General features: G+C 46.5%; 24 protein-coding genes. 23 read left to right on the plus strand and 1 reads right to left on the minus strand.

Features of this window, described 5'->3' with window-relative positions:
• The first annotated feature begins 9 nt into the window (after positions 1 to 9).
• The 22 genes from flaG to flhB all read left to right on the plus strand — a co-directional run bounded on the left by flaG (position 10) and on the right by flhB (position 20,565).
• The gene (gene flaG / locus AACR75_RS11755) at positions 10 to 438 is read left to right on the plus strand and encodes a flagellar protein FlaG (protein WP_013856302.1); all 429 of its coding nucleotides are present in this window, start codon (positions 10 to 12) and stop codon (positions 436 to 438) included.
• 22 nt (positions 439 to 460) lie between these two features.
• The gene (gene fliD / locus AACR75_RS11760) at positions 461 to 2,461 is read left to right on the plus strand and encodes a flagellar filament capping protein FliD (protein ID WP_047687804.1); all 2,001 of its coding nucleotides are present in this window, start codon (positions 461 to 463) and stop codon (positions 2,459 to 2,461) included.
• Between the two features lies 1 nt (position 2,462).
• Positions 2,463 to 2,768, plus strand: coding sequence for a flagellar protein FliT (locus AACR75_RS11765; protein WP_013856304.1), 306 nt, complete (start codon positions 2,463 to 2,465; stop codon positions 2,766 to 2,768).
• Between the two features lie 10 nt (positions 2,769 to 2,778).
• Positions 2,779 to 3,189 carry a flagellar export chaperone FliS gene (fliS, locus tag AACR75_RS11770; protein WP_010318718.1) on the plus strand — a complete coding sequence of 137 codons (411 nt, stop codon included), beginning with the start codon at positions 2,779 to 2,781 and terminating at the stop codon, positions 3,187 to 3,189.
• A gap of 248 nt (positions 3,190 to 3,437) precedes the next feature.
• Entirely contained in the window at positions 3,438 to 4,904 is a 1,467-nt protein-coding gene (locus tag AACR75_RS11775; protein ID WP_017045739.1) for a sigma-54 dependent transcriptional regulator, read from the plus strand.
• 129 nt (positions 4,905 to 5,033) lie between these two features.
• Positions 5,034 to 6,092, plus strand: coding sequence for a sensor histidine kinase (locus AACR75_RS11780; protein WP_047687805.1), 1,059 nt, complete (start codon positions 5,034 to 5,036; stop codon positions 6,090 to 6,092).
• Positions 6,092 to 7,501 carry a sigma-54-dependent transcriptional regulator gene (locus tag AACR75_RS11785; RefSeq protein ID WP_026028065.1) on the plus strand — a complete coding sequence of 470 codons (1,410 nt, stop codon included), beginning with the start codon at positions 6,092 to 6,094 and terminating at the stop codon, positions 7,499 to 7,501. The genes AACR75_RS11780 and AACR75_RS11785 overlap by 1 nt, the downstream gene beginning before the upstream one ends.
• Positions 7,502 to 7,585: 84 nt before the next feature.
• Positions 7,586 to 7,897, plus strand: coding sequence for a flagellar hook-basal body complex protein FliE (gene fliE / locus AACR75_RS11790; RefSeq protein ID WP_026028064.1), 312 nt, complete (start codon positions 7,586 to 7,588; stop codon positions 7,895 to 7,897).
• Between the two features lie 14 nt (positions 7,898 to 7,911).
• Positions 7,912 to 9,654 (plus strand): flagellar basal-body MS-ring/collar protein FliF, encoded by a 1,743-nt coding sequence (fliF, locus tag AACR75_RS11795; RefSeq protein ID WP_019281597.1) that lies wholly within the window; start codon positions 7,912 to 7,914, stop codon positions 9,652 to 9,654.
• Positions 9,647 to 10,696, plus strand: a complete 1,050-nt coding sequence (gene fliG, locus AACR75_RS11800; RefSeq protein WP_013856310.1) for a flagellar motor switch protein FliG — start codon at positions 9,647 to 9,649, stop codon at positions 10,694 to 10,696. The genes fliF and fliG overlap by 8 nt, the downstream gene beginning before the upstream one ends.
• A 30-nt stretch (positions 10,697 to 10,726) precedes the next feature.
• On the plus strand, positions 10,727 to 11,530 hold the full coding sequence (fliH, locus tag AACR75_RS11805) for a flagellar assembly protein FliH (RefSeq protein WP_047687806.1): 804 nt from the start codon (positions 10,727 to 10,729) through the stop codon (positions 11,528 to 11,530).
• Positions 11,530 to 12,852, plus strand: a complete 1,323-nt coding sequence (gene fliI, locus AACR75_RS11810; protein ID WP_013856312.1) for a flagellar protein export ATPase FliI — start codon at positions 11,530 to 11,532, stop codon at positions 12,850 to 12,852. Before fliH ends, fliI begins: the two co-directional genes overlap by 1 nt.
• A gap of 3 nt (positions 12,853 to 12,855) precedes the next feature.
• Positions 12,856 to 13,308 carry a flagellar export protein FliJ gene (gene fliJ, locus AACR75_RS11815; protein ID WP_010318709.1) on the plus strand — a complete coding sequence of 151 codons (453 nt, stop codon included), beginning with the start codon at positions 12,856 to 12,858 and terminating at the stop codon, positions 13,306 to 13,308.
• A gap of 172 nt (positions 13,309 to 13,480) precedes the next feature.
• The gene (locus AACR75_RS11820) at positions 13,481 to 15,034 is read left to right on the plus strand and encodes a flagellar hook-length control protein FliK (RefSeq protein ID WP_047687807.1); all 1,554 of its coding nucleotides are present in this window, start codon (positions 13,481 to 13,483) and stop codon (positions 15,032 to 15,034) included.
• A gap of 33 nt (positions 15,035 to 15,067) precedes the next feature.
• Positions 15,068 to 15,565 (plus strand): flagellar basal body-associated protein FliL, encoded by a 498-nt coding sequence (gene fliL / locus AACR75_RS11825; protein WP_013856316.1) that lies wholly within the window; start codon positions 15,068 to 15,070, stop codon positions 15,563 to 15,565.
• Positions 15,566 to 15,572: 7 nt separating this feature from the next.
• Positions 15,573 to 16,625, plus strand: a complete 1,053-nt coding sequence (fliM, locus tag AACR75_RS11830) for a flagellar motor switch protein FliM (protein WP_013856317.1) — start codon at positions 15,573 to 15,575, stop codon at positions 16,623 to 16,625.
• Positions 16,626 to 16,642: 17 nt separating this feature from the next.
• Positions 16,643 to 17,053, plus strand: coding sequence for a flagellar motor switch protein FliN (gene fliN, locus AACR75_RS11835; RefSeq protein ID WP_010318705.1), 411 nt, complete (start codon positions 16,643 to 16,645; stop codon positions 17,051 to 17,053).
• Between the two features lie 33 nt (positions 17,054 to 17,086).
• Positions 17,087 to 17,467: a flagellar biosynthetic protein FliO gene (gene fliO, locus AACR75_RS11840; RefSeq protein WP_013856319.1), complete on the plus strand. Its 381-nt coding sequence runs from the start codon at positions 17,087 to 17,089 to the stop codon at positions 17,465 to 17,467.
• Positions 17,468 to 17,513: 46 nt separating this feature from the next.
• Positions 17,514 to 18,353, plus strand: a complete 840-nt coding sequence (fliP, locus tag AACR75_RS11845; RefSeq protein WP_017048873.1) for a flagellar type III secretion system pore protein FliP — start codon at positions 17,514 to 17,516, stop codon at positions 18,351 to 18,353.
• A gap of 11 nt (positions 18,354 to 18,364) precedes the next feature.
• Positions 18,365 to 18,634, plus strand: a complete 270-nt coding sequence (fliQ, locus tag AACR75_RS11850; protein WP_013856321.1) for a flagellar biosynthesis protein FliQ — start codon at positions 18,365 to 18,367, stop codon at positions 18,632 to 18,634.
• Positions 18,635 to 18,642: 8 nt separating this feature from the next.
• Positions 18,643 to 19,425 carry a flagellar biosynthetic protein FliR gene (gene fliR / locus AACR75_RS11855; protein WP_013856322.1) on the plus strand — a complete coding sequence of 261 codons (783 nt, stop codon included), beginning with the start codon at positions 18,643 to 18,645 and terminating at the stop codon, positions 19,423 to 19,425.
• 9 nt (positions 19,426 to 19,434) lie between these two features.
• The gene (flhB, locus tag AACR75_RS11860) at positions 19,435 to 20,565 is read left to right on the plus strand and encodes a flagellar biosynthesis protein FlhB (RefSeq protein WP_013856323.1); all 1,131 of its coding nucleotides are present in this window, start codon (positions 19,435 to 19,437) and stop codon (positions 20,563 to 20,565) included.
• Positions 20,566 to 20,621: 56 nt separating this feature from the next.
• On the opposite strand, the gene smrB is transcribed toward flhB, so the two are convergent.
• Positions 20,622 to 21,152 carry an endonuclease SmrB gene (smrB, locus tag AACR75_RS11865; protein ID WP_013856324.1) on the minus strand — a complete coding sequence of 177 codons (531 nt, stop codon included), beginning with the start codon at positions 21,150 to 21,152 and terminating at the stop codon, positions 20,622 to 20,624.
• A 63-nt stretch (positions 21,153 to 21,215) separates the two neighbouring features.
• On the opposite strand from smrB, the gene prmB reads away from it, so the two are divergent.
• Positions 21,216 to 22,148, plus strand: a complete 933-nt coding sequence (gene prmB, locus AACR75_RS11870) for a 50S ribosomal protein L3 N(5)-glutamine methyltransferase (protein WP_013856325.1) — start codon at positions 21,216 to 21,218, stop codon at positions 22,146 to 22,148.
• Positions 22,149 to 22,193 lie beyond the last annotated feature (45 nt).

A 22,193-nucleotide genomic window follows, 5' to 3' on the forward strand; every position in this document is an offset into this window, starting at 1 on the left:
GAGATTGTTATGGAAATACCATCCTACACATCGAACATCCAGCCTTACGGCTCGCAAAGTGGCATTAAATTTGCTTCAGAAAACGATGGCGCGACACGCGCTTCCTCGAAACAAAATGAGGTGAATCGTACTGAACAGTTAAGAAATAGGCAAAACCAAAGCGTTGAAGCGGCAATCGAGCTTGCACAGCAACGAGAGCAGATCAACAAATCGGAAAGAGCCAAGATGGTAGAGCAGATGAATGAATTTATCTCATCTATCAACAAAGACTTAGCGTTTAGAGTCGATGAAGAATCAGGACGGGATGTTGTGACGATTTATGAAGCCAGTACTGGTGACATTATTCGTCAGATCCCGAACGAGGAAATGCTAGAGGTTTTGCGACGCCTTGCCAGACAAAAAGACCACAGTACAGGTTTATTGGTTGCTAAGGTGTAATCGTAGTTTTTGAGGTGATTTAATGAGCTTAGGCCCGATGGGTATGAATACTGGCATGGATATCAATTCCTTGGTCAGCAAAATTGTCAATGCAGAGCGCGTTCCTAAGCAGCAACGTATTGATAATGAGCTTGGCCAAATTGATGCCAGTATCAGTGCCTACGGCCGGCTCAAAGAGTCGCTGGATACGATGAAAAATCTTATGACGAATTTTCGTCAGGAGAAGGCTTTCGCTTTGCGAAAAGTCGATACTACTGATGAAAATGTCGTCTCCGCGACAGCCACCACTGACGCAATAGCAGGTAAATATGCTATCGATGTGTTGCAGCTTGCACAGAGCCATAAAGTTGCCTCGGATGTTTTAGAGAAAGAGGCAAAGTTTGGTCCTGGTAAGCTGCAGATTTCACTTGGTGATCAGAAGTTTGATGTTGATGTCCAAGCCAATTCAAAATTGATTGATATCGTTCGCGGTATTAACAGCACTAAAACCAATCCCGGAGTTCGTGCTTCGGTAATCAATGATGTTGAAGGGCCACGTTTGATTGTGGCCTCTAATCTATCTGGAAAAGATCATGACATTAAAATTAATGCTCAGTCTGATGCCGGAAATCCGCTCAAAAATCTAGAGTACAAAACGCTGGAAGAACGCGTTAAAGATTTAGAAAAAGCACGCGCTGCAGCGCAACAAATCATTGCACCACTCACGCCAGCTCAACAAGCTATCGCTGCAAAAGTCGCCGAGAAAATAGGTGCGGCGGCACGCGAAGTTGACCAAAGTATGGCGAGTGGTGTTCAAGAAGTCGCCGGGCAAGTAGCTGCCGACGGTAAAGTCGCTAATGCTGCCGGTGAATTAACCGACGCCGCCGTCAAAGCTGCTGCTGCCGCCGGTGTTGCTGCCAATAAATATCTGAAACCGCAAGATCGTATTCCAGGGTGGACTGAAACCGCCTCTGGCACCTTGCTCGATTCCTACTATGAACCTGAGCCAGAGCTTGATGCAACTGCGTTAGAAAAAGCGCCAGATGTGCCCGGTTGGACCAATACCGCTTCTGGTACTTTGGTTGACTCCTATGTCACCCCCAAAGAAGCGCAAGCCAAGCTTGAACAGCAATTAGCAGCTGAAAAAGCCGCGGTTGCGGCGGCGGTGCGTAGTGGTGAACTGACGCCAGAGCAAGCCAAGCAGAAAGAGCGTGAAAAGCTTGACCCGCAAGAGCGTGAGTATTTAGATAAAGTGGACAAAGCAGATGCTGAGCTTAGAGCGGCACAAGCATCGTTTGACGCCTATCAAGGTATGACTCAAGTACAAGCAGGCCAAGATTCCGTGGTGGTTTTGGACGGTGTGGCGACCCTTTCTAGCAACAACAACGTGATTGAAGATGCGATTGAAGGGGTTGATTTGACCCTTAAAGGGCAAACGGCCAAAGGCAAACCACCGGCTGAAATTGGCATCGAATATGACCGCAAAACCGTGCGCGATGATATTGAACAATTTGTCGCGGCGTATAATCAGTTTTATCAGGTCTCTAAAGAACTTGGAGGCGTTGACCCTCGGACTGGCCAAGCTGGGCCACTGGCGGGTGACAGTATTGTGCGCAGTGCAGACTCTCGCCTACGTAGTGTTTTTTCGACTAGAATTGAGCAGGCTCCAGAAGAGATCAAAAGTCTGATTGAGTTTGGTATTACCACCACACGCCAAGGGACACTTGAAATTAACTACGACATGCTAGATCGCCAACTCAATAACAACTTTAATAAGCTAGGTGAGTTCTTTGGTGGAAACCAAGGATTTGCCAAACGGGTTGAAGATGCTATTCAGAGCATGACGGGGGTGACAGGGTCGATTCGCACACGCGAAAAAAGCTTAGTAGAACGCAACTACCGTGTGGTGGACGACCAAGCGGCACTTGATCGCCGCATGGACAGTTTGGAGAAGCGAACGCATTCTAAGTTTTCAGCAATGCAAGACGCGACCAGTAAAATGCAGAACCAATTAGCTGGTATGATGAATGCGTTAGGCGGCTGATATGGAACAGCAACTCGACCTTTTAAGTGATCTAGATCACCAAATAAGAGCAATGCTTGTCATTGATGAAATTAATACTGAAGAAATCAATCATCTTGTCGATAAAAGGGAACGGATATTGCAAAACTTACTGACGCATGCGTCAGAAAATCCACAGTTTGCAATGTCGAGCCAATGGCGAGAGGCTATTGATGAAACTAAACATCTTGTTGAACTGATGCAGTCAAAAACGGTCGAGATCGGTAGAACGCTCCAAAAATACCGACACGGTAATAAATCCGTTCAGCAATACAAAAAGTTTTTATAAGAGGAAGACTATGCGCGGTTCTTTACAGGCATACAAAAAGGTATCAGTGGATAGCCAGCTCAGTGCGGCCTCGCCGCATAAAGTCGTACAAATGTTGATGGCGGGTGCCATTGAACGCCTTATTCAAGCAAAAGCAGCAATGCTACAGGGGAATATTCCAAGTAAGGGTGAACGCCTTGGTAAAGCATTGGATATCATTATTAGCTTACGCAGTTGCTTATCGATGAGTGATGGCGGGGATATTGCAAAAAATTTAGATCAGCTTTATGAATTTATGATCACTCAGATCACCGAAGCGAATCATCAAAATGACCCGCAACCACTGGATGATGTGATCGACATCATTCGAGAAATTAAATCAGCATGGGATCAAATCCCTCCTGAATACCACAATCTAACGGCAAGCGAAGTGGGCATATAAGTTATTTATAAAACTTTAGGCACTTATTTTTTAAAGTTTTAACTGATGTCACACCAGCTCATTGCTTGGTTGCCTTATTTTTTTTATTCCATAGAATAGAAGCCATTACTAGCCTAATGGCTTTTTTTGTTGCTGAATTCCACAAATTGTCTATCGTTTAATCAAGTGATTATAGAAAAACAAAACTGAATAACGATTTTCAGAAGTGCGGCCACAATTTCTCTGATTTAAGGCAAATATTCTCACCTATGCAAGGTTTAGCAAAACTGCTTGTGATAGAAGACGATCCGCAGATCCGTCTCAATCTAAGTAACATTTTAGAATTTGTTGGAGAGCACTGCGAGGCGATCGAGTCATCCCAAATCAAGGATATTGATTGTTCAAGATTGTGGGGGGGCTGCATTATTGGATCGCTAAAAAGTGAGCAGTTAACTGATGAGATAGCTCAGTGGTTGACTAAGGCCAATTATATTCCACTTCTAATGGCAAACAAGCAGCCATATTCATTGGAAGAATTTACTCAATACGTCGGTGAACTTGAGTCACCTCTTAATTATCCTCAACTGAGTGACGCATTACGACATTGCAAAGAATTTTTAGGACGCAAAGGCGTGCAAGTTCCCTCTACATCGCGTAAGAATACCTTATTTCGTAGCCTTGTAGGCCAAAGTCATGGTATCCAAGAAGTTCGCCATTTGATTGAGCAAGTCTCAGGCACAGAAGCCAATGTGTTGATCTTAGGTGAATCTGGAACGGGCAAAGAAGTGGTTGCGCGTAACATCCATTATCATTCTGCACGCCGCAACGGTCCGTTTGTGCCGATTAACTGTGGTGCGATTCCGGCTGATTTACTTGAAAGTGAATTATTTGGTCATGAAAAAGGGGCGTTTACCGGAGCGATAACCGCGCGTAAAGGTCGTTTTGAGCTTGCCGAAGGCGGTACTTTATTTCTCGATGAGATCGGTGATATGCCGATGTCGATGCAGGTAAAGTTGTTGCGTGTGTTACAAGAACGCTGCTTTGAACGTGTGGGCGGTAACACCACCATTAAAGTGAATGTGCGTGTGGTGTCAGCGACTCACCGCAATTTAGAAAACATGATTGATGATGAATCATTTCGTGAAGATCTTTACTATCGACTCAATGTTTTCCCAATTGAAATGCCAGCGCTAAAAGATCGCAAAGACGACATCCCATTGCTGTTACAAGAACTCATGACACGTATGGAAGCGGAAGGTGGACAGCCATTTTGTTTTACCCCGCGAGCAGTCAATTCGTTAATGGAACACAATTGGCCGGGCAATGTTCGTGAGCTAGCGAATTTAGTTGAGCGGATGATCATTCTCTATCCAAATAGTCTCGTCGACGTCAATCATTTACCAACTAAATACCGCTATAGTGATATTCCAGAATTCCAACCAGAGCACAGCTCCTATGGTTCTGTTGAAGACCAAGAACGTGATGTGCTGGCGGGTATTTTCTCTGAAAACTTCAGTTTTGAAGACGTCGAAGAGATGCACGAAAATCTCAACGCACCGCAGTCATTGCCTCCTGAAGGTGTGAATTTGAAAGAGCTATTGGCGGACTTGGAAGTCAATATGATCAACCAAGCCCTTGAAGCTCAAGGCGGAGTGGTAGCGCGTGCCGCTGATATGCTGGGTATGCGCCGTACGACCTTGGTTGAAAAAATGCGTAAATACAATATGCAACGGTGATTCAAAAACAGCATGGGTAAAGTTTAGTCAATATATTGGCAATGGATTAATTCTTTGATTTTAAAGAAAAATAGCCTGGCATGTATTTTGCGTGTTAGGCTATTGTTGTTTTATAGGTAGAATTTCGACATGCAGTCTCCTGACACACCCATTAATCAATCTCACTTAGATTCTGTAGAGGATCAAGTTGAGCGCTATAAACAGGTTCTTGATGTGATGCCTGCTGGCGTCATTTTGCTCGATACTCAAGGCGTAGTCAGAGAGGCTAACCCTGAAGCTCAGCGGTTATTGCAAGTCCCATTGGCAGGTGAAAAATGGTATTCCGTCATTCAAAGTGCTTTTGCGCCGAGAGAAGATGATGGGCATGAAATCTCGCTGCGCAATGGTCGTAAAGTTAGATTAGCCATTTCAGCATCAGCAACAGGCCAATTGATATTAATCACCGATTTAACCGAAACTCGGTTACTTCAATCACGCATCAGTGATTTACAGCGCTTATCCTCACTCGGTCGAATGGTGGCGTCTTTGGCACACCAAGTTCGCACACCGTTATCCAGCGCTATGCTCTATGCCTCAAATTTAGGTGCGCCTAACTTGCCAAACGCTACAAGAGAGCGTTTTCAGTCTAAGCTGATGGATAGGCTTCATGATCTTGAAAAACAAGTCAATGATATGTTGTTGTTTGCCAAAGGTGGTGACAATAAAGTCATTCAGCCGTTTACAGTGACAGACTTGGTCAGCGAATTTGTTCCCATGGTGGAAACGGCATTAAAAAATAGCGCAATTGATTATCATCAGGAAGTGGAACAAGAAGGGATTGTGGTGTTAGGCAATGCAAATGCCATTGCCTCTGCACTGAGTAACTTAGTGATGAACGCAATACAAATTGCGGGTAAGGCGTCGCAAATTGATGTCTTTTTTCGCCCGGTAAATGGTGAGCTGAAAATCTCGGTACAAGACAGTGGCCCGGGAGTCCCTGCTGCGCTGCAAAGTAAAATTATGGAACCGTTTTTTACCACTCGCTCACAAGGAACGGGGTTAGGGTTAGCGGTGGTACAAATGGTCTGCCGCGCCCATGATGGGCGATTGGAATTAATTTCAGAAGAAGGGGAGGGTGCTTGCTTTACTATGTGCATTCCACTCGAGCGTCATGCCCCTTCTTCACCAACAGAGACTGGAGAAGGATGATGGCTCAAAGCAAAGTCTTAATCGTTGAAGATGATGAAGGTCTACGCGAAGCGTTAGTCGATACTTTGGCGCTGGCCGGTTATGAATGGCTGGAAGCTGATTGCGCCGAAGATGCACTGATTAAACTCAAAGCACATCCTGTTGATATTGTTGTCTCTGACGTTCAAATGGCTGGCATGGGTGGCCTTGCACTGCTGCGCAACATCAAACAGCATTGGCCCAATTTACCCGTGTTGCTGATGACGGCGTACGCCAATATTGAAGATGCGGTCTCGGCGATGAAAGAGGGCGCCATTGATTACATGGCAAAACCCTTTGCCCCCGAAGTGCTACTCAACATGGTTAGCCGTTACGCGCCAGTGAAATCGGATGATAATGGTGATGCGGTTGTTGCCGATGAGAAAAGCCTGCGCTTATTGTCACTTGCCGACAAAGTGGCAAAAACCGATGCTAACGTCATGATTTTGGGCCCAAGCGGCTCTGGAAAAGAGGTCATGTCTCGCTACATTCATAACTCATCTCCGCGTAAAGATGGGCCATTTGTGGCGATCAACTGCGCCGCCATTCCAGACAACATGCTCGAAGCCACCTTATTTGGTTATGAAAAAGGGGCATTTACAGGAGCGGTACAAGCTTGTCCGGGTAAATTTGAACAAGCACAAGGTGGGACCATTTTACTCGATGAGATCAGCGAGATGGATCTGAACCTACAAGCAAAACTGCTGCGTGTACTCCAAGAGCGTGAAGTGGAACGCTTGGGGGGGCGTAAAAGCATTAAGCTTGATGTCCGCGTATTGGCGACCAGCAACCGCGACCTAAAGCAGTATGTGCAGGAAGGCAATTTCCGTGATGATTTATATTATCGCCTCAACGTCTTTCCAATCTCATGGCCAGCGCTACGTGACCGCAAAGGGGATATTGAACCGCTGGCTCACCACCTTGTAGAGCGTCACTGCACTAAACTTGGTTTACCTGTGCCTCGTATCGCGCCGCAAGCCATTAACAAGTTGCTTAGTTACGCTTGGCCGGGCAACGTCCGTGAACTTGATAACGTCGTGCAACGCGCGCTGATTTTGAGCGAGCAAGGAGACATTGCAAGTGAACATATCTTGTTGGAAGGGGTTGATTGGCAAGATGCTAGCAGCCTGCAACAAGTTGTAGAGCGCAGCGATATTGCCACACCAGAGATTAAGCCTGTAGCACAAGCCGAAGTGAACAAGTTGTTTAATAACAATGGCGCTGCATTGGGTGATGAGCTGAGAGATCAAGAGTACACCATTATCATGGATACTTTAGTCGAGTGCCAAGGCCGCCGTAAAGAGATGGCTGACAAGCTCGGAATTAGCCCTAGGACACTGCGTTATAAATTAGCGAAAATGCGTGATGCAGGAATTGATATCCCGAATTAACCCCAAAGTGGGTGATGGCATATAAATTGCTGCATCACAGAAAGAAGCAGCACAGCAGTCAAAGATTTGGCGTTAGAGGTAGCAATGAGACTTGATGGTTTAAACAGCGAAATGCAAACAATGATGTTGGAAGCAACCAATGCTCGTCCTACGGCAACTGGACAAAGTGTGAGTGCTGATTTTGGCGACATGCTTTCCAAAGCCATTAATAACGTGAACAGTTTGCAAAAGACCTCAGGTAATTTACAAACCCGCTTTGATCGGGGAGATGAAAATGTCTCACTATCGGATGTGATGATTGCTCGTAATAAGTCGAGTGTAGCCTTTGAAGCGACGATTCAAGTTCGGAATAAACTTGTCGACGCCTACAAAGAACTCATGAATATGCCCGTATAAATTAGGTAGCCGCCGTGGCAGAAGATAAGCAAACAACCGATCTTACCGTGACCAGTGGTTCTGACCACGCTTTAATGGCGAGCTCAGATCTAGACATGGACACGCAAAACCCAGATCTTGAAGAGAAGAGTTCATCCAAAAGTGATTTTGCGATGGGCGACTTGGACTTGTTGCGCCAGGTGGTGTTAGTCCTCTCTATTTCCATCTGTGTGGCACTGATTGTCATGTTGTTCTTTTGGGTTCGAGAACCTGAAATGCGCCCGCTTGGCGCTTATGAAACCGAAGAACTTATTCCTGTCCTCGATTATCTTGATCAGCAGAAACTGACCTACAAATTAGATGGTAATACTATCTTAGTGCCATCCAGTGAATACAACAGCTTAAAACTCAACCTCGTCCGTGCAGGGTTAAATCAAAACAAGCAAGCGGGCGATGAAATCTTGATGCAAGACATGGGCTTTGGTGTTTCTCAGCGCCTTGAGCAAGAGCGCCTTAAACTTAGCCGTGAACGTCAGCTTGCCAAAGCGATTGAAGAGATGAAGCTCGTCAACAAAGCTCGTGTGTTATTGGCACTGCCTAAGCAAAGCGTATTTGTTCGTCATAACCAAGATGCTTCTGCCTCCGTATTTCTTACCTTACGAACTGGCGCGAACCTCAAACAAGAAGAGGTCGACTCTATTGTCGATATGGTCGCCAGTGCCGTGCCAGGGATGAAACCCAATCGAATTACCGTGACTGATCAACATGGTCGGCTGCTCAGCTCAGGCTCTCAAGATCCTGTGTCGTCAGCCCGTCGTAAAGAACAAGAACTTGAACGCAAGCAAGAAGAGGCGCTACGTGAAAAAATTGATTCGGTATTAATCCCTATTCTAGGTTTTGGTAATTACACCGCCCAAGTGGATATCCAACTGGATTTCAGTGCCATTGAACAAACGCGTAAACGCTTTGACCCGAATACGCCAGCGACACGCAGCGAATATACGCTTGAAGACTATAACAACGGCAATGTGGTGGCTGGCGTTCCAGGTGCATTAAGTAATCAGCCACCTGCGGATGCTTCGATCCCACAAGACGTCGCGCAGATGAAAGATGGCTCGGTACTTGGGCAAGGTTCGGTCCATAAAGAAGCCACGCGCAATTTTGAACTCGATACCACCATCAGTCATGAACGCAAACAATCGGGTGTGGTGAATCGTCAAACCGTTGCGGTGGCGATTAAAAACCGACCATCGGTTAACCCAGAGACTGGCGAAGTCACCTATACTCCCTTGAGCGAAAGTGAAATTAGCGCCGTGCGACAAGTATTGATTGGGACGGTTGGCTTTGATGAAAACCGTGGCGATTTGTTGAATGTCTTGAGCATGCAATTTGCCGTGCCTGAAGTTGAGTCAATGGTTGATGTCCCTATTTGGGAGCATCCAAACTTCAATGATTGGGTACGCTGGTTTGCTAGTGCCTTGGTTATTGTGGTTGTGGTGCTGGTGCTGGTTCGCCCTGCGCTGAAAAAACTGCTCAACCCTGCTGCGGATGATGATGATCCAATGTACGGACCTGATGGTTTACCGATTGGTGCTGATGGTGAAACCAGTTTAATTGGCAGTGGTATTGACGGCGGTGATCTCTTTGAGTTTGGTTCCGGTATTGATTTGCCAAACTTACACAAGGATGAGGATGTACTGAAAGCGGTGCGTGCTCTAGTGGCCAATGAGCCTGAACTTGCGGCTCAAGTAGTGAAGAATTGGATGCAAAATGCCTGATAATAAAAATAAGAGTGGAACAGAAGTGACAGAATCATCGGTTGATATTTCAACAATTTCTGGTGATGAAAAAGCGGCTATTTTGTTGTTGAGCTTAAACGAAGAGGACGCCGCTGGCATCATCCGCCATCTTGAACCTAAGCAGGTACAACGAGTCGGTAGCGCGATGGCGAAGGCGAAAGAGCTTAGCCAAGAGAAAGTGGGCGCGGTGCATCGTGCTTTCCTCGAAGATATTCAGAAATACACCAATATCGGTATGGGCAGCGAAGACTTTATGCGTAACGCGCTTATCGCTGCATTAGGTGCCGATAAAGCCAATAACTTGGTCGATCAAATTTTGCTTGGCACGGGTTCAAAAGGGTTGGATTCATTGAAATGGATGGACCCACGACAAGTGGCGAGCATCATTGTTAATGAACACCCACAAATCCAAACCATTGTTTTATCGTATTTAGAACCGGATCAATCGGCTGAAATTTTGGCGCAGTTTGCTGAACGTGACCGTTTAGACTTATTAATGCGCATTGCCAACCTTGAAGAAGTACAACCTTCGGCATTGGCTGAGTTGAATGAAATCATGGAGAAACAATTTGCCGGTCAAGCGGGCGCGCAAGCGGCGAAAATTGGTGGCTTGAAAGCCGCGGCTGATATCATGAACTACCTCGATAACAATATCGAAGGCATCCTCATGGATCAGATGCGTGAGCAAGATGAAGACATGGCAACACAGATCCAAGATCTGATGTTCGTGTTCGAGAACTTAGTCGAAGTGGACGACCAAGGCATTCAAAAATTGCTGCGTGATGTACCGCAAGATGTACTGCAAAAAGCACTTAAAGGTGCTGATGACGCATTGCGTGAGAAGATCTTCAAAAACATGTCAAAACGTGCAGCTGAGATGATGAAAGATGATCTGGAAGCCATGCCTCCGATTAAAGTATCAGATGTCGAAGCGGCGCAAAAAGAGATTCTGGCGATTGCACGTCGTATGGCCGACAGTGGCGAAATTATGCTGTCTGGCGGCGCAGACGAATTCTTATAATCTAACCCTGACTCAACAATAGGTAGCATTATGTCTGGAGAAAGAAAACGCGGCTTTTTACGTTTAGATGCAGACGCTAATATTGAACAAGCCAAAAAGTGGGGGTTGCCGGACTACGGCGCAGAGATCAATAAAAAAGCCAAAGAAACGGCAATGAACTACGACCCCGGTTGGATGCCAAGTTTTGATGAGCCTGTGGTTGAAGAGCCGCTGCAACTCAGCGAAGAAGAGATTGGCCAGATCAAACAAGGGGCTTATCAAGAAGGTTTGCACCAAGGCCAAGAAGCCGGATTCAAACAAGGTTATGAAAAAGGTAAAGAAGAAGGGCTGATTGCAGGACACCAAGAAGGTGTTGAGCAAGGCAAAACCGAGGGTGTCGCTGAAGGGCAAACCCTCATCCAGCAGCAGGTTGATATTTTCGTTGGTCTTGCCAATCAATTTGCTCAACCGCTAGAGTTGATGAATGCCCAAGTCGAAAAACAGCTGGTCGATATGGTTTTAACCTTGGTCAAAGAAGTCGTTCACGTTGAGGTACAAACCAACCCGCAAGTGATCTTAGATACCGTCAAATCGTCGGTTGAGTCCCTGCCTGTATCTGGTCATGCCATCACATTAAAACTCCATCCAGAAGATGTTGACGTGATTCATTCTGCTTATGGCGAAAAAGAGCTGGATTTCCGAAACTGGACATTGGTCAAAGAACCGGCATTAAATCGCGGTGACGTCCAGATTGAAGCAGGTGAATCGAGTGTGAATTATCGAATGGAAGATCGCATTCGTAGCGTGTTGAAAAGTTTTTGTGGCACCAATCGTCACCAACAAGGTGATCAATAGTGTTGTCTCTTGCCGATCGCCTTAGTCAATATAAAACCGAAGGGTTAACCTGCCGCCCAATGGCATCGGGCAAACTGGTCCGTGTGGTTGGTTTAACCCTTGAGGCTACCGGTTGTAAAGCCCCTATTGGTAGCTTATGTAAAGTAGAAACCATGTCCGGAGAAATGGAAGCGGAAGTGGTTGGCTTTTCTGGCGATAACCTCTATCTGATGCCCAGCGAACAGATAACAGGCGTACTGCCCGGAGCTAAAGTTACCCCAATGACAGGGGACGCTGGCCTACCAGTCGGGATGGAGCTGCTTGGACGGGTGATTGATGGTGTCGGTAATCCACTCGATGGGCTGGGGCCTATTTATACCGAAAAGCGCGCATCGTTTAATGCTGACCCCATCAATCCATTAGCTCGCAAACCCATAACAGAACCTCTGGACGTTGGCCTAAAAGCGATCAACGGTTTACTGACGGTGGGTAAAGGGCAGCGGATTGGTTTATTTGCCGGTTCTGGTGTCGGTAAGTCGGTAACGCTTGGCATGATGACTCGTGGCACAACCGCTCAAGTGGTGGTGGTGGGGCTGATTGGTGAACGTGGCCGCGAAGTAAAAGAGTTTATAGAAGAGATTTTAGGCGTTGATGGACGTCAACGTTCAGTGGTGGTAGCCGCGCCTGCGGACTCCTCACCGTTGATGCGTTTAAAAGGCTGTCAAACCGCGTTAGCGATTGCGGAATACTTTCGTGATCAAGGGTTAGATGTATTGCTACTCATGGACTCGTTGACTCGTTTTGCCCAAGCGCAACGTGAAATTGCGTTATCTGTGGGTGAGCCGCCAGCCACAAAAGGTTATCCGCCATCGGTGTTTGCTAAACTGCCCGCCTTGGTTGAACGAGCGGGAAATGGCGGTCCTCACCAAGGATCGATTACCGCTTTCTTTACCGTGCTCACCGAAGGGGATGATCTACAAGACCCGATCGCTGATGCATCGCGAGCCATTCTTGATGGTCACATTGTTTTATCACGTGAAATGGCCGATGCCGGACATTACCCAGCGATTGATGTAGAGAAATCGGTCAGCCGTGTCATGCCACAAATCACCACCGATGAACATCTGTTGATGTCGAAAGCGGTGCGTCAAATACTCTCCATCTGCCGGAAAAATCAAGATCTCGTCTCTATCGGTGCTTACAAGCCGGGGACGGACCCTGCGATTGACAGTGCATTTACGCTAAAACCTAGACTGGATGAATATTTGCAGCAAGGGATGAAGGATTCGGTTCCTTACGACATGTGCGTCAATATGCTCAAGCACGTTTTACAAGTGGGGTAATCGATGGATAACGCACTCGAGTTTTTGCTTGACCAAGCCAAAGACAAAGAGGAAAAAGCCGTGATGGCGTTATCTAAATCGCGTGATGAGTTAGAGAGTTATTACAAGCAGTTAGCGCAGATTGAACAATACCGACTGGATTATTGTCAGCAGCTTATGGAGCGCGGCATGTCGGGTTTGACGGCGAGCCAATATGGACACTTAAACCGATTTCTTACCCAGTTAGATGAAACCCTTGTCAAACAAAGAGATGCAGAACAACACTTCAAAAATCAGGTAGAGAACTGCCAAGAGCATTGGATGGAAGTGAGAAAACAGCGACGCTCTTACGAATGGCTCATTGAAAAAAAACAGATAGAAGCGCAACGTCTGCAAGATAAACGAGAGCAGAAGCAGATGGATGAGTTTTCTACACTGCTCTTTAGTCGGCAACGTTCTAATCAACACAAGTTTTAAGCAACATAAGTTTTAATCAAAATAAGTTTTAAGTCACTGACGCCTCAAGTCGTCAACGTGTCCAATAAGATGGGTGTCATACTTTCTTATCGATATTGAAGGCTTGGCTCATTTCTTGCTTCTGACTAATCACGGAGTTCATTAGGTTAATCCACTGCGCCATCGTCAAAAAATGATGAAACATGGCTTACTGGCCAATAATGAATCCGCGTCATCCTCTGTTTTTAGTGCGAGCATCATGGATATGAATGTAAATATTACAACACCATCCGACACCTCTAAAATGGCCAGCGTGAGTAAAGCAGGCTCTGATGCGGTGAGTGAAGGTTCTGAATCTCAAGGTTTTTTTGAAAAACTGACCGCCCTCATTATGGGTCGTAGCACTGAATCTTCGGCAGAAACTGACTTTAAGGCGCTTGATGAGGGAGCTGTGCTCACCGATGACGTTGCAGCCCAAAGTAGCGATGCCTTGTTAGATAAAGAACTTGGTGAGGCATTGAGTGAAGAGGCCGATGTTGATACCGCGCAAACAAAATCACCCCCTTCAGCAGAGGTTGATGACTCCGCTCTTCAGCAGAAAACAGCACAAGTGATGAGCGATGGCGATGAAATCCTTGGCCGTTTAAATAGCGCCAATCAAGCACTTGCTGACCAAAACGGCAAAACCTTGCCACAAAACACTCATCCGGTAGACGTGCAAATCGACGACAACGCAGGTGACTCCTCGGATCAAGTGGAGCAAAAAGCGCCAGCGGCTGCGCAAATATCAGCACAGGATGCATTCGCTAAACCCACTACTGAACCAGTAGCACTGACGTCAGTGAATGAGCAAGCTCCATTATCTGATCAGCACATCACGGAACAAGATGCAGAGCGTGTGCTGCCTATTCAGCAGGGCAAAGAGCGTTTGATGGCTGCGGAAGGGTCACCTACGGCATCAAGCTTAAGCGCAGAGACTGAAGAGAATGGTGAACTCATCCTGCCGGAATCAGTCCGAAAATTCATTCAGCCGCCTCAAGATACAAAGTCAGTGCAAGCAAGCGCTTTGTCGCAAGCGATAGAAGATGAGGCCACGATACCAGCTGCAACCCATGCAGAATTGCCACTCAACCCCGCGTTATTCAAAGCCGGATTAGGCGCGAAAGCGTTATCGAGTGTGAATGATGCAGGGTCGGCTCAAGAGCAAAAAGAGGGTACATTAGCGCAGCAGCTTTCGAGTGCTTTGGGGCAACATGGTTTGAACGCGACGCAGAGCCGTGCTGACAACTTGCAAGCCGCGCAACAGCCTCCTTTGTTGCTTAACCGAGAAATGGCCAGTGAGCAAATGGCGGAACGGCTGCAAATGATGATGTCGAAAAACCTTAAACATGTCGATATTCGCTTAGATCCACCGGAATTGGGGCGTTTACAAATTCGTATGAATATGAATGGTGATCATACGACGGTTCATTTTACGGTCGCTAACCATCAAGCACGTGATGTGATTGAACAATCTATGCCAAGGCTACGAGAAATGTTGGCACAACAAGGTGTGCAGTTGGGTGAGACCTCTGTCCAACAACAGAGCGCTGGTCAGCAACAAGCGCGCTACACTGCCGACGGGGATGCCCAATCTGGTCAATTGGCGCGCAACGGAAGCTATTTAGACGAAGAAAACCTTGATACAGACGTCAAACTTGATTTGAATGTCGCATCAAAGCGTGATGGAATCAGTTATTACGCTTAAACTAATATTAAAAATAACGACATAGAGAACATTATGGCCGATGAAGAGTTAGGCGCGGAAGCCCCCAAAGGGAAGAAAAAACTGCTGATTATCATTATTGCTGCCGTAGTGTTACTGCTTGGTGGTGGTGCAGCTTTCTTTTTGATGAGCGGAGATGAGGGTGAAGCCACGAGTGAGCAAGCCCCCGCAGCGCAGCAAGCTTTGCCAACGGATCCTGTGGCTTACGTTAATATTGCACAGCCGTTTGTGTTTAACGTCACAGGTGATAAGAAAGATCGTTTGGTGCAAATCAAAGTGCAGTTGATGGTGCGAGGTTCAGAAAACGAAAGCCTTGCACGTTACCATTCACCTTTAGTGGAAAGCTCTTTACTGGCCACTTTTGCGTCTGCCACTGTGGAACAGCTTCGTAGCCCTACCGGGCGAATTGAGCTGAGAGATAAGGCGACCGATGACATTAAAGCGGCACTCACTAAAGCGGTTGGGCAACCTGTGATCGAAAAAGTGTTGTTTACTGATTTTGTAATGCAGTAGGTGAGAAGTGACTGATTTATTAAGCCAAGACGAAATTGATGCCCTGCTTCATGGTGTAGACAGTGTTGATGAGGCGGAAGACGATGACGATGTTGCCGATAAATCGGCGATTAACTTTGACTTCTCTTCACAAGACCGTATCGTCCGTGGGCGCATGCCTACGCTGGAGCTTATCAACGAACGTTTTGCTCGTCACATGCGTATTAGTTTGTTCAACATGCTGCGTAAAACGGCTGAAGTGTCGATCAACGGCGTACAGATGATGAAGTTTGGTGAATACCAAAATACGCTTTATGTTCCGACTAGTTTGAACATGGTGCGTTTTCGTCCGTTAAAAGGGACCGCGTTGGTCACGATGGAAGCGCGTTTAGTCTTCATTTTGGTGGAAAACTTTTTTGGTGGCGATGGCCGTTTCCACGCTCGAATTGAAGGGCGCGAATTTACGCCAACAGAACGACGTGTCATTCAATTACTGTTAAAAATTGTTTTCGGTGACTACAAAGAGGCTTGGTCACCGGTGATGGGCGTTGAGTTTGAATATTTGGATTCAGAAGTGAACCCAAGTATGGCTAACATCGTCAGCCCAACGGAAGTGATCGTAGTGAGCTCGTTTCATATCGAAGTCGATGGCGGCGGCGGCGATTTCCACGTGGTCATGCCTTATTCGATGGTTGAACCCATTCGTGAGTTACTCGATGCGGGTGTCCAGTCGGATAAAATGGAAACCGATGTGCGTTGGAGTTCTGCACTGCGCGAAGAGATCATGGATGTACCCGTCAATTTCCGAGTCAATTTATTAGAACAAGACATTTCATTGCGTGACTTAATGGATCTACAAGTAGGCGATATCATCCCAATTAAAATGCCCAAAAACGCAACGATGTTTGTTGAAGAGCTGCCTACTTACCGAGTGAAAATGGGCCGCTCTGGTGAAAAACTGGCGGTTCAAGTCTCTGAAAAAATTAAACGCCCTGATGTAGTAAAAACGGATCTCGCCTTTTTAGGCAAAGACATCATGTCTGAATTTGAAGATGATGACGAAGAAGATAACGAAGAATAATAGAGTAGGTAACGAAGATGGAACCAAGTGACGACCAAAGATTGGCAGACGAATGGGCAGCCGCATTAGGGGAAGACCCCTCCGCGCCTAGTATTGATGTAGATGAAATTCTGGCCGCGCCTCTTGATGAATTGAAAGACACTTCGCCACCGATCACCGAAGATGAGCGCCGCAAACTTGATACGATCATGGACATTCCGGTGACCATTTCGATGGAAGTGGGACGTTCGAAGATCAGCATTCGTAACTTACTGCAATTGAACCAAGGCTCGGTGGTTGAGCTTGATCGCATCGCGGGTGAGTCATTGGATGTGATGGTGAACGGCACCTTGATTGCTCATGGAGAAGTGGTAGTGGTTAACGATAAATTCGGTATTCGTTTAACCGATGTAATCAGCCAGACTGAGCGTATTAAAAAGCTGCGTTAGCATAACGTCAGTTTACGAAAAAGAAGTATTTGGATGAAAAAACTGATCGGTTTATTGCTCTGTTCAAGCCAGGCGATGGCAGCGCCGAATGATCACTTAGATTTAGCGACCACTTTCGGGTCGCTTTTGTTCGTTATTGCGCTAATTCTCTTTTTGGCTTGGGTGTTAAAACGCATGCGAGTGCCCACGTTCGGTAATCAAAAAGGGCTGAGCATTGTACGTCAACTGCCGGTGGGTACTAAAGAGCGTATCGTTATTGTGCAAGCGGGAGAAGAACAATTTCTCGTCGGAGTCACGTCACAATCCGTCCAATTGATCGCCAAATTAGATGCCCCACTCAAACAGGAGGAGGCTGAGGTCAGTCCGTTTGCCGGTCAACTGACTCAGCTGCTAAAGAAAAATGACAAGAAATAGTCGCACGGCCTCATTGGGTTACCTTGGTCATCTATGGCATCTTTCTATGTTGCTGGTGGCATTATTGTTTACCCCGTTTGCGTTTTCAGAGCAAGAGTTAGCCACGCCAATTCCTTCCAGCGCCGTAGGCGCAGAAACGGTGACAGTAACGGCGATGAATAAAGACAGTGGCGCCTCTAAAACGATAGCCGCTGGTAGCGTCAGTGGTGGTGGCGGTATTCCAGCATTTACCATGACGACCAATCCAGATGGCAGTCAAGATTACTCGATCAATCTACAAATTTTAGCCTTGATGACCATGTTGGGTTTTTTGCCTGCCATGGTCATTTTGATGACTTCCTTTACACGTATCGTGATTGTGATGTCGATCTTGCGCCAGGCAATGGGCCTGCAACAAACGCCGTCAAACCAAGTAATCATCGGCATCGCTATTTTTCTCACTTTTTTCATTATGTCACCAGTCATCAACGCCATTAATGAGCAAGCTGTGCAGCCATATCTCAATGAGCAGATGACGGCGCGTCAAGCGTTTGATACGGCTCAAGAGCCACTAAAAGCCTTCATGCTGAAACAGACGCGAGTCAAAGATTTAGAAACCTTTGTTGAGATATCGGGCTCTGACGCAACCAACCCTGAAGAGGTCTCGATGGCGGTGCTGATCCCTGCGTTCATCACCTCGGAGCTAAAAACAGCGTTTCAAATCGGCTTTATGCTATTTTTACCCTTTTTAATCATTGATTTAGTGGTGGCGTCTGTTTTGATGGCGATGGGTATGATGATGCTTTCGCCGATGATCGTCTCGCTGCCTTTTAAACTCATGCTGTTTGTACTAGTGGATGGATGGAACTTGATCCTCTCAACGCTAGCCGGCAGTTTTGCTTTATAGCGAGGGCGCGAATGACTCCTGAAGTCTTTGTTGAGCTGTTTCGAGACGCACTGTGGATGGTGCTTATCATGGTGTGCGCCATCATCATCCCGAGTTTGTTGATTGGTTTAGTGGTCGCCATTTTCCAAGCCGCGACCTCAATTAACGAACAGACGTTGAGCTTTTTACCGCGTCTCATTGTGACGTTACTGGCACTGATGTTCTTTGCCCATTGGATGACGCAGATGTTGATGGAGTATTTCTTCTCTATCGTTGAACGGCTACCACAGGTGCTGTACTAGGAGCTTGAATGGAGTACCCAACAAGCCTCGTTTTAGAGTGGATTGCTAGCTATTTTTGGCCCTACACTCGTATTTCCGCCATGCTGATGGTGATGTCAGTCACTGGGGCCCGCTTTGTTCCGACCCGAGTGCGGCTCTACTTAGGTTTAGCTATTACCTTCGCCGTGATGCCCGCGATTCCTGCCGTTTCAGAGACCGTTGAACTACTTTCATTTAAAGGTTTTTTGACCACCTTTGAGCAGATTATTATTGGCGTTGCAATGGGCATGATCACCCAGTTTATAATCCAAACCTTTGTTATGCTTGGCCAAATATTGGGTATGCAAGCCAGCTTAGGTTTTGCTTCAATGGTCGACCCCGTAAACGGGCAGAACACCCCTTTGCTTGGTCAATTGTTTATGTTTTTAGCGACCTTGTTCTTCTTAGCAACCGATGGTCATTTAAAGATGATCCAACTGGTGGTATTCAGTTTCAAAACCTTGCCTATTGGCGATGGGGCATTAACGACCGTGGATTTTCGTGAGCTCGCATTGTGGCTGGGAATTATGTTTAAAGTGGCGTTGAGTATGTCTCTTTCTGGCATCATTGCGCTATTAACCGTCAACTTATCATTTGGTGTGATGACTCGTGCAGCCCCTCAGCTCAACATTTTCTCGTTGGGTTTTGCGTTTGCACTTTTGGTCGGCTTGCTACTCTGTTGGTATATTTTAGGCGGCCTGTATAGTCATTACGAACTATTCTGGTTAGAAGGCGAGCAACAAATTTGTCGCCTTATCCGTATGAACTGTTAGGAGGCGCGTTTGGCAGAGTCAGACGGTCAAGAACGTACCGAAGACGCCACGCCCAAGCGATTGGACGAGGCGCGAAAAAAAGGTCAAGTCGCTCGTTCAAAAGAGTTAGCGTCCGTTTCGGTACTGGTAGTGGGTGCGATTGCATTGATGTGGTTTGGCGAATCGTTAGCCCGAGCCTTGTACGCTTTGATGGGTCGAATCTTCAACTTAAGCCGAGAAGAAGTGTTTGATCTCGGAAAGTTGTTTGATATTGCGGCTGGTTCTCTTGCGACCCTGATATTGCCACTCTCGCTTATCTTAATCACGTTATTTATTGCTGCATTAATTGGCGCGGCTGGCATTGGTGGAATTAACTTTTCTGTCGAAGCTGCGATGCCAAAGCCCTCCAAAATGAACCCGCTCAGTGGCTTAAAACGTATGTTCGGTTTGCAAAGTTGGGTTGAGTTATTTAAGTCCATTTTAAAAGTACTGCTTGTTTCTGGCGTTGCTTTTTATCTGATCAATGCATCGAAAGAAGATCTATTTCAACTGAGCATGGATGTCTATCCACAAAATATTTTCCATGCGCTCGATATTTTGCTCAACTTCGTGTTGCTGATCAGTTGTTCTTTATTGGTCGTGGTCGCTATCGATATCCCATTCCAAATCTGGCAGCACGCTGACCAATTAAAAATGACCAAGCAAGAAGTAAAAGACGAATACAAAGATACGGAAGGAAAACCTGAGGTTAAAGGCCGAATTCGGATGTTGCAGCGTGAAGCGGCCCAGCGGCGGATGATGGCGGAAGTGCCACAAGCGGATGTAATCATCACCAACCCAGAACACTTCTCAGTTGCGCTGCGCTATAAACAAAATACGGATAAAGCACCGATTGTGGTGGCTAAAGGCGTCGATCACATGGCGATGAAAATTCGTGAAGTAGCACGTGCGCATGATATACACATCATCCCCGCACCGCCTTTGGCTCGAGCGCTTTATCACACAACCGATCTTGAGCAGGAGATCCCCGACGGGCTTTTCGTGGCGGTTGCGCAGGTACTGGCTTATGTCTTTCAGCTTAAGCAGTATCGTAAACGCGGTGGCCAAAGACCCAAACTCGATGAAAATAACATGCCGATTCCACCGGATTTACGACATTAATCCTCATCGTTATGCTGGAGCAAAAGCGTTAATGCTGAAGTTAGCGTCAGTTTAAATCACTTATCAGGAATAGAAAGCAGCACCAATACCGCGCCATGCCCGCCAAATTCAAGGGGGGCTTGATGAAACGCCATCACATCAGGATGTTGAGCGAGCCAGAGAGGAACTTTTTGTTTGAGAATGTGTTTACCAATCCCATGTTGGACACAAGCGCAGTGAATATTTTCCTTCACACAATAAGCAACCATCGCCCCGAGTTCTCGTTTCGCTTCTTGCTGCGTCATGCCGTGCATATCCAAAAATACATCCGGCACATAGACGCCACGTCTTAACCGTTTAACTTCATATTTCGACACATCATCACGAGCATAGCGTGTCGGGCCTTCATCGCTGAGTTTTGGTATAAACTCATCGGAAAAATAAAATTCGGTATCGCTGGCTTCCCGCGCAATACGGCGGATTTCTTTTTGTTTGGGGTTTCTGTTTGGCGGCTGGATTATGGTATCCTGTCGCAACTTTTTAACGCCCTTTACTGCATCCCGAAACAAGTCGAAAGCGTCATCGTGTTCGGTCTCTTTTTGGCTCATTGGGTTTGGTCATTTTCTAACAGATCGATATTGGCAGTATTGTAGCGCTTTTCGGAGGCAATTTTGGATAAGATTTTTGTAGAAGAGGCGGTTTCTGAACTTCACACGCTTCAAGATATGATTCGTTGGACGGTCAGTCGTTTTAATGCCGCCAACTTATTTTATGGTCATGGGACCGATAATGCGTGGGATGAAGCCGTTCAGCTAATCCTACCGACACTCTATCTTCCGATTGATGTTCCTCCGCATGTACTGAATTCTCGTTTAACAGGCAGCGAACGTCTGCGTATTGTTGAACGGGTGATTAAGCGCATTAATGAACGTACTCCTATCGCCTATTTAACCAATAAAGCCTGGTTCTGTGGCCTTGAGTTTTATGTGGATGAGCGAGTACTGGTGCCACGTTCACCGATTGGCGAATTGATTGAAGCGCAGTTCCAACCTTGGTTGATCGACGAGCCTGTACGCATTATGGATTTGTGTACTGGCAGCGGTTGCATCGCCATTGCGTGCGCCCACGCTTTCCCTGATGCTGAAGTGGATGCGATTGATATCTCAACCGACGCACTGCAAGTGGCAGAGCAAAATATTCAAGATCACGGTATGGAGCAACAAGTTTTCCCGATCCGTTCCGATCTATTCCGTGATTTGCCAAAAGAGAAATATGACCTAATCGTGTCGAATCCACCGTATGTGGATCAAGAAGATATGAATAGTTTGCCCAAAGAGTTCAAACACGAACCAGAACTCGGCTTAGCCGCCGGTACCGATGGTTTGAAATTGGTGCGTCGTATTTTGGCCAATGCGGCGGGGTACCTCACTGATAACGGTATTTTGATCTGTGAAGTGGGCAATTCGATGGTGCATATGATGAACCAATATGACCACATTCCGTTTACTTGGCTTGAGTTTGAAAATGGTGGGCATGGCGTATTCATGCTGACTCGCCAGCAGTTGGTTGATTGCGCTAGCGACTTTGCGCTTTATATCGACTAATGCCGTACGCACAATAAAAACGCCAGCCACAGTGCTGGCGTTTTT

The organism is Vibrio sp. ZOR0018 (assembly GCF_963865925.1).
Classification (GTDB): Bacteria; Pseudomonadota; Gammaproteobacteria; order Enterobacterales; family Vibrionaceae; genus Vibrio; species Vibrio anguillarum.

Coding starts and splice junctions, on each gene's coding strand:
- fliL (WP_013856316.1), top strand. CDS start 15,068: ATGGCCGATGAAGAGTTAGGCGCGGAAGCCCCCAAAGGGAAGAAAAAA.
- AACR75_RS11780 (WP_047687805.1), top strand. CDS start 5,034: ATGCAGTCTCCTGACACACCCATTAATCAATCTCACTTAGATTCTGTA.
- fliN (WP_010318705.1), top strand. CDS start 16,643: ATGGAACCAAGTGACGACCAAAGATTGGCAGACGAATGGGCAGCCGCA.
- smrB (WP_013856324.1), bottom strand. CDS start 21,152: ATGAGCCAAAAAGAGACCGAACACGATGACGCTTTCGACTTGTTTCGG.
- fliP (WP_017048873.1), top strand. CDS start 17,514: ATGTTGCTGGTGGCATTATTGTTTACCCCGTTTGCGTTTTCAGAGCAA.
- fliQ (WP_013856321.1), top strand. CDS start 18,365: ATGACTCCTGAAGTCTTTGTTGAGCTGTTTCGAGACGCACTGTGGATG.
- flaG (WP_013856302.1), top strand. CDS start 10: ATGGAAATACCATCCTACACATCGAACATCCAGCCTTACGGCTCGCAA.
- fliE (WP_026028064.1), top strand. CDS start 7,586: ATGAGACTTGATGGTTTAAACAGCGAAATGCAAACAATGATGTTGGAA.
- fliR (WP_013856322.1), top strand. CDS start 18,643: ATGGAGTACCCAACAAGCCTCGTTTTAGAGTGGATTGCTAGCTATTTT.
- fliH (WP_047687806.1), top strand. CDS start 10,727: ATGTCTGGAGAAAGAAAACGCGGCTTTTTACGTTTAGATGCAGACGCT.
- fliG (WP_013856310.1), top strand. CDS start 9,647: ATGCCTGATAATAAAAATAAGAGTGGAACAGAAGTGACAGAATCATCG.
- AACR75_RS11820 (WP_047687807.1), top strand. CDS start 13,481: ATGATGAAACATGGCTTACTGGCCAATAATGAATCCGCGTCATCCTCT.
- fliD (WP_047687804.1), top strand. CDS start 461: ATGAGCTTAGGCCCGATGGGTATGAATACTGGCATGGATATCAATTCC.
- AACR75_RS11785 (WP_026028065.1), top strand. CDS start 6,092: ATGGCTCAAAGCAAAGTCTTAATCGTTGAAGATGATGAAGGTCTACGC.
- fliJ (WP_010318709.1), top strand. CDS start 12,856: ATGGATAACGCACTCGAGTTTTTGCTTGACCAAGCCAAAGACAAAGAG.
- fliS (WP_010318718.1), top strand. CDS start 2,779: ATGCGCGGTTCTTTACAGGCATACAAAAAGGTATCAGTGGATAGCCAG.
- AACR75_RS11775 (WP_017045739.1), top strand. CDS start 3,438: ATGCAAGGTTTAGCAAAACTGCTTGTGATAGAAGACGATCCGCAGATC.
- fliO (WP_013856319.1), top strand. CDS start 17,087: ATGAAAAAACTGATCGGTTTATTGCTCTGTTCAAGCCAGGCGATGGCA.
- AACR75_RS11765 (WP_013856304.1), top strand. CDS start 2,463: ATGGAACAGCAACTCGACCTTTTAAGTGATCTAGATCACCAAATAAGA.